Genomic DNA, 12,169 nt, shown 5'->3' with positions numbered 1-12,169 from the left:
CAGCCGAGGAGTGAACCGCGTGACGGCGGTTTCGAGCATCGATTAGCGATCGCTCGCCGCAGCCATCGGGCCGTCGAGGGTCGCTCGAATGGTGAACTCGGCGTCACCGTCACCCGGTTCGAGGGCACCGATCGCGTACCCGGTGTAAGCGCCGCCACGCTCGAGGTCGAGATCGACCGAGGCGACGGACGTTTCGGGATCGTCGGCCGGCCGCACGTCGAGGGCGTACTCGGCGGCCGGGATCGCGACGTAGTTCGAGGTCTCGCCGAATGCGAGGTTCTCGACGATCGGGTTGTCGCCGTCGTTGGCGTAGAGGTCGACGGCCGGCGCGTCTGGCGAGCCGTGAACGGCCCGGAACAGGACGGAGCCGTCGTCGACCAGGACGTGCGGGCGGATGGTTCCGGCTTCGAGTTCGCCGATGGCGGCGACGGTGTAGAACGCCTGTCCGAACCAGTACTCGCGCTCGAAGACGACGGTGTCGGCGTCGTCGGCGGCCGTGACGGTGATGGTGGCGGTGCCCGGTTCGAGCTCGAGGTACGGTGTCAGGGTGTCGTACTCGAGGCCCGAGACGACGCGTTCGCCGTCGACGAGGACGTCGACGCCCGGCGCGTCAGGGGAGAGGTGGGCGACGCGGACGGCAGTCAGCGGCGCCCCTCGCTCGCTCGAGCCGTTCGTCTCCTGGTCGTCCGGGTCACGTTCCCGTTCGTCGTCGTCGTGTTCCCCGCGTCCGAAGACGATCCCGCTGGTCGTGGCCGTCCCGCCGGCGATGCCGAGGGCGGCGAGCGTTCGTCGTCGTGAGAGTGGCATAGTCGGAATCGGCGGACGGCGAACGGATAAACTACTACGTCAGTTGCGGTGACAGTCGGAACGCAGTCTCGCCCTACGACCGTCGCTCGATGGTGACAGTTCGCGTAGCGAGGACGTACTCGCGTTTCCGGCCACGGGAGGCTCGTCGAACCGATGTCATCGACCGTGAAACTCACCGTCGCGTGGTTAATTTCTAATTTATTCAGAGGGATATATTGCCTTTCACCCGCGTAGCCACTCGCATGCGCCGAAGAGGCTATCTGGTGGGACTCGGCACCGGCGTGGGGGTGCTCGTCTCGGTCACCGACGGGGGGCTCGCGACGGCCACGGACCTGTCGGTGCGAATCCTCGAGACGAACGACCCCGTCGAGGCCGGCGAGTACCTGACCGTCACGGCGGAGGTAACAAACACGACGGCATCGGAACTCGAGGTCACGGCCGAGTTTCTCGTGGGCGACGATCCGGTGGGTGGACGGTGGATTTTCCAACTCGAGGGCGGCGAGACCCGCGACCTCGAGTTCAGCCACCTGACCTATCCCGTCCGTCAGGACGTCGAGTTCCCTGTCCGCGTGGAGACACGAGACGGGAGCGACGAGCGACTCGTCACCGTGACCGGCATCGACGACCTGCCGGCCGACCGCGTGCGACCCGGTTCGCAGGTCACGGTCGCGCCCGGATCGACGGTCCAGTTCGAGACCGAACCCGACGACACCGAGGGCTACGGCGGGGTCACACACTGGTACGTCGACGACGAGTACGCCGGCTGGTCGATGGGGCCGTGGCAGGCGGAGTACTTCGGCTGGACGGGTCGTGACTACTGGCAGTACACCTTCGACGAGCCCGGCACGTACACCGTTCGAGCGAGCGTCGTCCAGGAAGGGGCGAACGCGACCGCCGAGTGGACCGTCGAGGTCGCCGAGGGCGGGCACGGCGGCCCGGCCGTCGAGGAGGTCCGCCCCGTGCCCGGCCGGCTCGCCGTTGGCAACGAAGAGACGGTCGAACTCGCCATCGACGTGACCGACGCCGAGGGGCGCCTCGAGGAGGTCGTCTGGTGGCTCGGCCACGCCGACCGCATCCTGGATATCTCCTCGGTTTCGGGGTCCTCGGACACCGCGACGCTCGAGGTCGACGGCGCCTCGCTCTGCCACGGCTGTCCGGTGATCGTCTGGGTTCGCTCGAGCGACGGTACCGTGACGACGGCCCAGCCGTGGACGCCCGTCGAACCCAACGGCGGCCACCTGCACGTCTCGATCCGCGAGTCGAACGACCCGGTCGGCGCCGGCGACCCTCTCGAGTTCGTCCTCGACCTCGAGAACGTCGGCTCCGAGGCGGCGACCAGGGAGGTCGCGATGGTCGTCGGCGGCGAGGTGGTCGACGCTCGCTCGGTGACGGTCGACGGCGGCGGGACGGACTCGCTGACCCTCGGCTACGACACCTACCCCGTCCGCCAGGACGTCGAGTTTCCCGTCTGGGTGACGACCGGCGACGACGCCGACCACCGAACCGTCTCGGTGTACGCCGACGGCGTGGCCGACCTCGAGATCCGGATTCTCGAGACCAACGCGCCGGTCGCGGCGGGCGAGGTGCTCTCGGTGCTCGCGGAGGTCGAGAACGTGGGAAGCGAATCCATCACGCGAGACATCCACCTGGCTGCCGGCGACCGAGTCGCGAGCGAGAGAGTGTCTCTCGAACCCGGTGCGGTCGAGACCCTCGAGTTAGGGTACGAGACCTATCCCGTCCGCCGAAACGTGGAATTTCTCGTGTCGGTGGAGACCGACGGGGCCTGCGACCGCCGCCTCGTGCGAGTGTACGCCGATGGACTCCCCGCGCTCGTCCCGCGAATTCGCGAGGTGAACGACCCCGTCACCGGAGGCGAGCGCCTCGAGGCGACAATCGAACTCGAGAACCGGAGCGACGGGCGAGCGACCGAGGACGTCTCGCTGGTCGTCGGCGGCGATACCGTCGATTCGGCGTCGGTGACCGTCGACGGCGGAGAGACGGAGACGCTCGCGCTGGGCTACGAAACGTACCCCGTTCGCCAGGACGTCGAGTTCCCAATCACCGTCGTCGCGGGCGAGGAGCAAGACGAGCGGACGGTCTCAGTTCACGGGGTCGGCGGCGGTAGTGGAGACGGGGACGACGACGGCAGCGAAAATGACGAAGACGAGGACGACGGGGACGGCGAGGACGAAGACGACGGCGAGGGCGAAGACGGAGCGGACGACGACCTCGAGGTCACCTTCGTCGACTGCTCGCGCGTCGAGGTCACCGGCACCTTCGAGGACGGCGACACGATTATGGCCCACACCGCGTTCAACACCGACCACGGGATCGGAACGACCTCCGGCGAAGACTTCGTCACCATCGGCGAACACGTCCCCGCCACCTTCTCCGGCACCGTCGTCTTCGAAATCGGCGACGAACGCGGCGTCTCCGGTGACGACTCGAGCGCTACCGTCACCGTCCAGGACTACGGCGTCCTGGGGACGACGATCACCGGAATCGGCGGCCCGAGCGCCGTCGGTCCCGAGACGACCCACTCGAACCCCCACGATTGCAGCGGGTCGATCGCCCCGGTTCCGCCGGAACTCGAGGTCGTGTCCGTCTCACCCACGGGGGACGGCTACGACGTGACCTTCGGCTACACGAACGACAACGAGGTACCGATAATCGTTGGGAGTTCGTTCACCGCGGGGACTGCGTCCAGCCAGCCCCCGAACGAACTCGCGGCCGGCGGCGGGTCGTTCACCACCCGATGGACGCCCCAGAGCGAGGACGAGCGCCTCGAGTGGACAGTCGACCTGTCGGCGTTCGGGAATCAGGAGCCGGTTCGGGTGGCGACGCAGGCGGCGAGTGCGTACGGTGACGGCGAGGAGCCCAGTAGTGGCGACGGCGCGGAAACTGACGATGGTGGTGAGACCGCCGACGGAGCGAACACGGACGGCGATGGCGAGACCGATGGCGAAGGTAGTGAAAACGGCGACGCAACCGACGATACGAACGAGACGAGCGACACAGGAGGTGGCCAAACGGATGGCACAGACGCCGAAGGTAGTGGCGACGGCGAGAGTGCCGACGATGGAACCGAAGACACAGACGACAACGCCTCGAGCGACGGATAATCTCCACTTCGAGGGGGGGGTCACCGTGCACTCGAGTACACCGACACCTCCGAACTACTCTCGAGGCCACGTCCTCGAAAACGTCAAATAGTCTGAAATACAATACGATCTCATGGTCTCTCGCGACACCCGCGTCCATCTCGTCGCTGTCGTCCTGGCGATCGCGATCTTCGCCGTTGTCTCGAGGTTCGACTTCGCGACCGACGGTCCCGAATACCTCGTCGCCTTCCTCGTGAGCTACGGTATCATCTTCGGCGGCGCGCACCTCTACTTGGCTGCGCGCGGCGACGACGGCATGGTCCCGGCCGAATCCCGCTGGCGGTACGTCGCCGTCGTCGCCGTCTTCCTCCTGGTCGGCGCGCTCCTGTGGGTCGCTGGCGACGCCGCACTCGGCCCCGTCACCGTCCGACAGGTCGGCCTCGCGGTACTCGCGCTCACGGCCCTGGTCTACCTCGCCGTCGAATCCGTATCGGGGTATCGGGCGACGCAACTCGAGTGATGGGAAAAGTCAGAGCGAAAACGGATCGAACTTTCTACCGCTACCGCTCCTCGAGCGGCACGAACGTCTGGTCCTCGGGACCCGTGTAGCGCGCACGCGGGCGGATGAGTCGATTGTCACGCTGGTACTCGAGCACGTGGGCGATCCAGCCGCCGGCACGGCTCATCGCGAAGATGGGCGTGTACGTGTCGATTGGGATGCCAAGCTGGTAGTAGACCGACCCGGAGTAGAAGTCGACGTTGGGGGCGATTCCCTTCTCGACGAGGCCCTTCTCCTCGGTGAGGTAGTCCTCGATGGTCGTGGTGATCTCGTACCAGGTATCGTCGCCGGTCTCGGCGAGTTCCTCGCTTCGTCGCTGCAGAATCTTCGCGCGGGGGTCCTTGACGTTGTAGACGCGGTGGCCGAAGCCGGGAATGCGTCGACCTTCGTCGGTCGCCTGCTCGACCCAGTCGCGCGGATCGAGGTGGCTCTCCTCGATCTCGAAGAGGACCTCCATGACGTCCTGGTTGGCGCCGCCGTGGAGCGGGCCCGAGAGTGCCCCGATACCGCCGGTCAGCGAACTGTAGACGTCGGCCATCGTCGAACCGATCACCATCGCGGTGAACGTCGAGGCGTTCAGGCCGTGGTCGGCGTGGAGGATGAGCGCCTGGTCGAACGTCTCGGCGGCGACGTCGTCGGGCTCCTCGCCCGTGAACATGTAGAGGAAGTTCGCCGCGTGTCCGAGGTCGGGATCGGGGTCGACCGGCTCCTCGCCCTGGCGGAACCGCTCGAAGGCGGCCAGGACGGTCGGGATCTTGGCGGTGATCCGCTGTCCCTTTCGCAGCGAGGCCTCGGCGTCCTCGGCGTCGACGTCGCTCTCGGATTCCATCGCCGAGAGCATCGACGTCGCGGTCCGGAGTGCGGCCATCGGCGTCTCGTCGGCCTCGGCCAGGCTGCGAACGGCCTCGAGGATGGCGTCGTCGACGGCCCGCTCGGCAACCATCGCGTCGGTGAACGACTCGAGTTCGCCCGCGTCGGGGAGCTGGCCGTGCCAGAGCAAGTAGAGTACCTCCTCGTAGCTGGCCCCCTCCGCGAGGTCCTCGATCGAGTACCCACGGTAGATCAGTCGACCGGCGTCACCGTCGATCGAGCTGAGCTGGGATTCGGCGACCAACACACCCTCGAGCCCTTTCTTCAGATCGTCAGCCATAGCAGGAACTTTCGTGCGGGATTGGAAAAGTATTGCCGTTTGCCTGTTGGCACCACGCCACTCGTCCCGACGCCTGCGTCGGTATCCATCGGATCAGAATTTCGAACGGTCGGCCTCGGGTCGGCTCTCACTCGGTCGACGATCGATTCGACCTATACTATTCGTCCGCTAATAGTTCCCGCGAGAGACCGACGGCGGCGTACACCGTCAGCGCGATCCAGACGGTACCGGCGCTGGTCGTCGCGAGGACGAACGCGAGCGCGAGCAGGTACCCCGACTGCTGGCTCGAGCCGGGGATGACGACGAAGAAGGCGAAGACCGCGACGGTAAACGCGACGCCGACGAGCAGCGAGATGACGGCGTTTCGCTTGACGTCGAGGGCCTCGACCAGAGCCGCTGTCGGCGGGCGCTCCGGGCGGTCCGGTGACGGTGACACGTCTCGATCTTTCGGCCGGCCGTACAAAGTCGCGTCGGATTCGACGAAATCAGAACCCGAGCACGACCCACGAGACGCCGACGAAGATGAGCATGCCGAAGACGTCGACGACGTTCGTCACGACCGGGATCGTCAGGTCGTCGGGGTCGATCCCGAGCCGATAGGAGGCGTACGTCGCACCGAAACTGCAGACGACGGCGATGACGGCGATCGAGAGTCCGCTGACCAGGGCGATGAACAGCAGCGTCGGGAGCGCGACGGCGATACCGAGCGCGAGACCGATCAGGTACGACCCGATCGCGAGCACCGTGAAGACCGTCACCGCCAGCGCGAGGATGGCGGCGATGTTCGCCCAGAGACCGGTATCCCGCACGTCGAACGTCGCGACGCCCAGGTGGAGGCGACTCGAGAGCCGCGAACTCAAGATCGCGCCGAGATTACCGCCGAGTCCGACCATGGTGGGAACCATGATCGCGAGCACGCGATACTCTTCGAGGAGCGCTTCTGCGCGGTCGAGGGTGATCCCAGCCGCGAGGACGATGATCGAGAGCACGACCAGCAGGGGGAACATCGTGGTAACGATCGATCGGGCGCTCCAGGAGCCCAGCGAGTCGCTCGTGGAGAGTATCGACATTAGGGGATCACCCCGACGAGCGTGACGGCGAAGACGAGAAAGAGCATGCCGAAGATGTCACCCAGCGTCGTCACGATGGGGCCGACCAGGTTGTCGGGGTCGTAGCCCGCCTTGTACCCGCCGAAGAGCACCAGGAGCAGGCCGAAGATCAACACGGTCGATGTGAGCACGCCCGAGACGAGCATGATGGCGAGAAACTCCCAGAGCGCCGCGGACTCCCAGCCCAGCACCGCGAGCGCGAGTCGCGTGAGCACGGCGATGACAACCGAGATGCCGATGCCGTTGACGAAGGAGGCCACGACCGCGTTGACCAGGCGTTCGTCCCACGAGAAGCGCGGCTCGATCAGCCCCTGGTGGAGGCCGCTGGCGAGTCGTCCCCCGAGCGCGCCGTAGACGTTCCCACGGGTAGCGAGAAAGACTGGAACCATCACGAGCAGCCCGGGGAACCGTTCGACGCTCGCGAGGAGGTTCTCGAGGACGACGCCGGACACGAGCCCGCCACCGAGCGCGATTAGCAGGACCGGGAGCGTCTCCCGATAGATCGACACGAACTCCTCGCGAGCGCTCATGGGGTGGCCTCCGGGCGACCGCGCGGCGTTGCTCGAGCGTCGCGTACGGTACCGGACTCACTCGTTTCGGCCTCGAACGCCCCACGTCGATCCTCACTGGTCTCGGTTTCGAACACTTCTCGCCCGCTCGGCCCCGGTGATCGCCGTTTAGCGGCCCCCATAGACTTCACCCCGGACGTGCGAGCAGCGATGGCGACGCGGACCGACGCGTCTCTCGCCGACGGAACCGTCCGCCGGTGCGTGAGGACATACCGGATGCCCAGTTCGGCGTCGGTGTCGGTCGACGGGAGTGGCGGCCCACGTGAACATGTACGTTCGTTACTGAGACGAGTCTGATAGGCGTTTTCCTCCGCACAGTCCGTGGTAACACCCGACAGTGTACGCTCGACCGTCGTCGATCCGTTGCTCAGAGCGTGACCAGCCACCACGCCAGCCAGATCCCGCCCACCGAGGCGAGCAGGTTCGACCCGGCTGCGATGGCTGCCGGGCGACGATCTCCGCGCTCGAGCAACTGAACGGTCTCCACCGAGAACGTCGAGAACGTCGTGAACGCGCCGCATATTCCCGTCCCGACGAACTGGGCGGTCGCGGGTCCAGGATTGGCGAACGTGACCAGCCCCAGCAGGAAACTCCCCAGCACGTTGACCGCGAGGGTCGCGACGGGGAACGAGTCCCAGGAGAGGCGCTGGAACACCCAGTGACGAGCGAGCGCGCCAACGACACCACCGACGCCGACGAGGTGGGCTGGCTCGAGGCCGTCCGCGAGTCGAGCCAGCGCGTTCGCGAACACGAGCGGGAGGTCGGCGTTCACGAGCGATCACCGCCCGTCGCTCGAGCCAGCGACCGCCCGACGAGGACGCCGGCAAAGCCGAGCACGTAGTTGCCGACGACGACGGCGCCGAACAACAGCGGGCCGTCGGCGGTTCCGGCCTGTAGCGCGAAACCGCTGTAGGTCGTCAGCGACGAGAGAAAGCCTGTCGTCAGAAAGATCCGGGTCGCCGGGTCGATCCGCCCCCGGTACTGGGCCTCGTAGACCAGGAAGCCGAGGACGGCGCTCCCGACGACATTGACGGTGAGGAGGGCGAGTTCTTCGGGAAGCGCGCCGAACGCGACGAATCGAAGGTTCGACCCGACGAAGCCACCGATGGCGATCAGGGCGAGCGTCTCGAGTCGAGTGAGTGCGGTGTCGGACATGCTGGCTGATCCAGGGACCGTCAGCCGATCGTCGTCGAGCGACGGTCGGCGGTTGGATCAGGCGGGCCCCATCGCCCAACTACGCCGTGATTTGGATGCGGGTCCTATGAGCGTGTCGAAACACGTGGATTCGAACGTATCGGGGCGTCCCGAACTCGAGTGACAACGTTGAAGGATAGACTCACTCTAAACCGGGTATGAGCGAGGGCACACACCGACACCGGCGCGACTTCAGGCGAGCGGCCTGGGTGAACGTCCTCGGCAACGCCGCCAAAATCGCCGTCGAGGGGGCCGCAGGTCTCGCCTTCGGCAGTTTTTCCTTGCTCGCCGACGCCGCCCACTCCCTGGCCGACCTCGTGGCCAGCGTCGTCGTCCTGGTGTGGGGGACGAGCAGTTACGACGAACCCGACGACACCCACCCCCACGGCCACGACCGGATCGAACCCCTGACGGCGCTGTTCGTCGGCGCGGTCATCGCCCTGCTGGGCCTCTCTCTGCTCAACCAGTCGGTTCGGGGGCTCCTCTATAGCACCGACGTCAGCTTCAGTCCCCTCCTGCTCGGCGCGCTGGCGTTTGCGATCGCCGACATGTACCTCGTCTACCGATACACGCAGGCGATCAACCGCGAGATCGGGTCGACCGCACTCGACGCCCTCGCGGTCGACTGCCTGAACGACATCTACACCTCCCTCGCGGCGGTGATCGGCGTCCTCGGCGTCGTCTTCGGCGTTCCTGAACTCGACGCCGTCGCGGGCGGCCTCGTGAGCCTGATCGTCGTCTCCCAGGGCGTCTCCATCGCCCGCGAGAACGTCGACTACCTCGTCGGCGCCGCCCCCTCGAGCGAGAAGCGCGAGGCCATCTCCCGGACGCTCCGAGACCACCCGGGCGTACAGGGGATTCACGACCTCACCGTCTACTACGACGGGACGGTCCTCGAGGTGGAGGTCCACGTGGAGGTCGACGGCGAGATGCCCCTGCGGGACGCCCACGACCTGGAGACGGCGCTCGTGACGGCCCTGCGCGAACAGGACGACGTCGGGGACGCCCACGTTCACCTCGATCCCTCGGGGATCGGTGAGTGGAAGGACCACGTCGAGTCTTGACCGGTCTCGCCTTCGGAACTTAGCCCGCGACCGCGAGTTTCTTCCGTCTCCCCTCGAGGGTGGCGAGGGCAGTGAGGACGACGAGGTCGATTTTCGAACGCATCGCTACACTATAGAAAATATAGTAATATCCACGCCGTCCACGTGTCGATAGGTTTCTTAGGGATCGTTCGTGACCTACGAGTATGTACCAGCGGGACTTCATGGAGGGAACGCGCGGGACTCAGGCCGTCGACTGGGAGGAGCGCATCGACGTCAAACGGATGCGCCGCGAACGAAAAGAGCGCGCCCTCGAGCGCCTCCAGGAGACCGAACTCGGCGCCATGCTCCTCGTCTCGGATCCGAACATCCGCTACGTTACCGGCCTGGCAATGACCGGCGGCAGCGGGGCCGACCACTACACGGTCCTCACTGAGGAAGGCAACGTAATTCACTGGGACACCGCCGACCACGCGAGCAACCAGCGGTTCAACTGCCCGTGGCTCCAGGACATCCGTTACGCCTGCCCCGGACTCGGCAACGTCCCCCGTGCGTCCGGCCGCGACTCCGCACGTGACTTCCTCAAGGCGAAGATGGCCGACACCGTGGCGACCGCTCTCGAGGAGTACGGCGTGGACGACGAGGTGCTGGGTATCGACGTCGGGAACGCCGGCCTGGTGAGCGCCTTCGAGGACCGCGGGATCGAGGTCGACACCGGGACCGTCCCGAAGGTGATGGAGGACGCTCGCAAAATCAAAACCCGCGACGAGATCGAGTGTCTGCGCCAGGTCGCGGCCATCTGCGAGGCCGGGTTCCAGCGAATCACCGAGACCGCCCGCCCCGGAGCGAAAGAGACTGACCTCTGGGGTGCCGCCGCGGAGGAACTCTGGAAGCAGGGAGCGTTCGTCGGCGGCGGCTACGTCACCTCCGGCCCGAACACCTGGCCGAAACACCAGGCGAACACCACCGACCGGATGATCCGTCCCGGCGACCTCGTCTACGCCGACTTCTACAACATCGGCTACCTGGGCTACCGCTCGTGTTACTACCGCACCTTCAGCATGGGCGAGCCGACCCAGGCCCAAAAAGACGCCTACGAGATCGCCCGCGACAACCTCTACGACGTCCTCGAGCGCATCGAACCCGGCGCGACGACCGACGAAATCTGCCAGGGGTTCCCGGACATGGAAGGCGAGCACGCCGACTTCTACGACGCCGACGAACACTGGCAGATGACGACCAACCACTGGGGTCACGGCCTGGGCCTCCAGCTCTACGAGGTGCCGCTGATCTGGCGCGGCCTCTCCCCCGAACACCCGATCGAGATCGAGGAGGGGATGACGATGGCCGTCGAGACCCAGGAACCCGCGGAGAACCAGGGCGTGCGCGTCGAGGAGATGGTCGTCGTCCGCGAGAACGGCGTCGAGATCCTGAGCCAGTGGCCGGTCGAAGAGATTACGCGCATCGACTACTGACTGCTCGATTCGAGAGCGGGTTTCGAGTCTCGACTCTCCGACCTCGAGACTCGAGGGGGCCGGCCTCCGTACGGCCAGCGGACCGGCATCGGCCCACGATTTTTGACGAGGACGACTGTACCGCGAGCATGGACTTCGACGTCATCCAGGGCGACATCGCGGCCCATTCCGCCGACGCCCTCGTCAACGCCGCCGGAACGAGCCTCCGGATGGGATCGGGCGTCGCCGGCGCGCTTCGGCGCGGGGCCGGCCCCGAGATCAACGAGGAGGCGATGGCGAAGGGGCCGATCAACCTCGGCGAAGTCGCCGTCACGGACGCCTACGACCTCGAGTCCGAGTACGTCGTCCACGCGGCGGCGATGCCCCACTACGGCGACGGGCGAGCCACCGAGGATAGCATTCGGGACGCCACCCGGAACGCCCTCGAGCGCGCCGACGAGCTGGACTGTCAGTCGCTCGTGATCCCGGCCCTCGGCTGTGGCGTCGCCGGCTTCGATCTCGCCGAGGGCGCCGAGATCATCGCTCGAGAGATCCAAGCCTACGAACCGAGTACGCTCGAGGACGTGCGATTCATCGCCTACGACGAGCGAGAGTTCGAGACAATCCAACGAGTCGCGCGGCGACTCCGGGGCTGACTGGAGCCTGTGCTCCCAGACTGAACTGGGGCCAGCGACGACTGTCCCAACTAGTCGTGAATCGCTCGTTCGTCGAGCCAGCGGTACGTCTCCTCCTCGAGCGGAAGGTGACCCGCGACGAACGCACCACCCCGCGGATTTGGCTCGAGGCGGTCCCGGTCGACCCGCCGAGTGATGCCGACGTCGTCGACTAGCCACCCGTAGTAGGCGCCGGCGTCGTCGGTGACGCCGAACACGAGGAGCATCGGATCGCTCGATCGATCGATCGACGCCGTCGACGCCGCGAACACGCGAGCGAGGTCGACGACCCGAATCTGCTCGCCGCCGACATCGATTTCGCCTGCGTTCCAGGGGTCCTCGGCGTCGTCGACGACGCCGATGTCACCGACGCCCAGCACCGACGAGACTCGGTCGGATTCGACGCAGTAGTCGTCCGTCTGCAGTTTGAACGGCAGTATCGAAACGCGGTCGGTCGGCTCGCTCGAGCCGCCAGTCTCCGTCATTCAGTTCAGACGGAGACGCCACTG

The 12,169-nt window shown here is 66.4% G+C and carries 13 protein-coding genes; 5 read left to right on the top strand and 8 right to left on the bottom strand.

Annotated features, from left to right (window positions below; genetic code table 11):
- Positions 1–42: 42 nt before the first annotated feature.
- Positions 43–807, bottom strand: a complete 765-nt coding sequence (locus ACFQS4_RS17540) for a DUF4397 domain-containing protein (protein ID WP_500194886.1) — start codon at positions 805–807, stop codon at positions 43–45.
- A gap of 242 nt (positions 808–1,049) precedes the next feature.
- Here ACFQS4_RS17540 and ACFQS4_RS17535 point away from each other — a divergent pair, with 242 nt between their 5' ends.
- Both ACFQS4_RS17535 and ACFQS4_RS17530 read left to right on the top strand, forming a co-directional pair.
- Entirely contained in the window at positions 1,050–3,929 is a 2,880-nt protein-coding gene (locus ACFQS4_RS17535; RefSeq protein WP_500194884.1) for a CARDB domain-containing protein, read from the top strand.
- A gap of 112 nt (positions 3,930–4,041) precedes the next feature.
- A complete protein-coding gene (locus ACFQS4_RS17530; protein ID WP_500194883.1) occupies positions 4,042–4,428 on the top strand; it encodes a hypothetical protein in 387 nt (128 codons plus the stop codon).
- A gap of 40 nt (positions 4,429–4,468) precedes the next feature.
- On the opposite strand, the gene citZ is transcribed toward ACFQS4_RS17530, so the two are convergent.
- The 6 genes from citZ to ACFQS4_RS17500 form a co-directional block, all read right to left on the bottom strand.
- Complete coding sequence (gene citZ, locus ACFQS4_RS17525; RefSeq protein ID WP_500194881.1) at positions 4,469–5,617, bottom strand: citrate synthase; 1,149 nt, start codon at positions 5,615–5,617, stop codon at positions 4,469–4,471.
- Between the two features lie 157 nt (positions 5,618–5,774).
- Complete coding sequence (locus ACFQS4_RS17520) at positions 5,775–6,053, bottom strand: DUF7536 family protein (RefSeq protein WP_500194878.1); 279 nt, start codon at positions 6,051–6,053, stop codon at positions 5,775–5,777.
- Between the two features lie 49 nt (positions 6,054–6,102).
- Entirely contained in the window at positions 6,103–6,687 is a 585-nt protein-coding gene (locus tag ACFQS4_RS17515; protein ID WP_500194876.1) for a magnesium transporter, read from the bottom strand.
- Positions 6,687–7,256: a magnesium transporter gene (locus tag ACFQS4_RS17510; RefSeq protein WP_500194873.1), complete on the bottom strand. Its 570-nt coding sequence runs from the start codon at positions 7,254–7,256 to the stop codon at positions 6,687–6,689. Before ACFQS4_RS17510 ends, ACFQS4_RS17515 begins: the two co-directional genes overlap by 1 nt.
- Before the next feature lie 406 nt (positions 7,257–7,662).
- Entirely contained in the window at positions 7,663–8,067 is a 405-nt protein-coding gene (gene crcB / locus ACFQS4_RS17505; RefSeq protein WP_500194872.1) for a fluoride efflux transporter CrcB, read from the bottom strand.
- Positions 8,064–8,450 (bottom strand): fluoride efflux transporter FluC, encoded by a 387-nt coding sequence (locus ACFQS4_RS17500; RefSeq protein WP_500194869.1) that lies wholly within the window; start codon positions 8,448–8,450, stop codon positions 8,064–8,066. Before ACFQS4_RS17500 ends, crcB begins: the two co-directional genes overlap by 4 nt.
- Before the next feature lie 197 nt (positions 8,451–8,647).
- Here ACFQS4_RS17500 and ACFQS4_RS17495 point away from each other — a divergent pair, with 197 nt between their 5' ends.
- From ACFQS4_RS17495 to ACFQS4_RS17485, 3 genes are all read left to right on the top strand, one after another.
- The gene (locus tag ACFQS4_RS17495) at positions 8,648–9,553 is read left to right on the top strand and encodes a cation diffusion facilitator family transporter (protein ID WP_500194867.1); all 906 of its coding nucleotides are present in this window, start codon (positions 8,648–8,650) and stop codon (positions 9,551–9,553) included.
- Between the two features lie 185 nt (positions 9,554–9,738).
- Positions 9,739–11,007, top strand: a complete 1,269-nt coding sequence (locus ACFQS4_RS17490; protein ID WP_500194865.1) for a M24 family metallopeptidase — start codon at positions 9,739–9,741, stop codon at positions 11,005–11,007.
- 128 nt (positions 11,008–11,135) lie between these two features.
- Complete coding sequence (locus ACFQS4_RS17485) at positions 11,136–11,642, top strand: macro domain-containing protein (protein WP_500194863.1); 507 nt, start codon at positions 11,136–11,138, stop codon at positions 11,640–11,642.
- A 50-nt stretch (positions 11,643–11,692) separates the two neighbouring features.
- Here ACFQS4_RS17485 and ACFQS4_RS17480 read toward each other — a convergent pair whose 3' ends face one another.
- The gene (locus tag ACFQS4_RS17480; protein WP_500194860.1) at positions 11,693–12,145 is read right to left on the bottom strand and encodes a chemotaxis protein CheW; all 453 of its coding nucleotides are present in this window, start codon (positions 12,143–12,145) and stop codon (positions 11,693–11,695) included.
- Positions 12,146–12,169: the final 24 nt, after the last annotated feature.

This window comes from Saliphagus sp. GCM10025317, from assembly GCF_042663665.1.
In the GTDB taxonomy this organism is placed as follows: Archaea; Halobacteriota; Halobacteria; order Halobacteriales; family Natrialbaceae; genus Natronosalvus.
The sequence above is the reverse complement of the archived record's forward strand: the minus strand, read 5'-3'. Positions and strand labels throughout refer to the sequence as shown.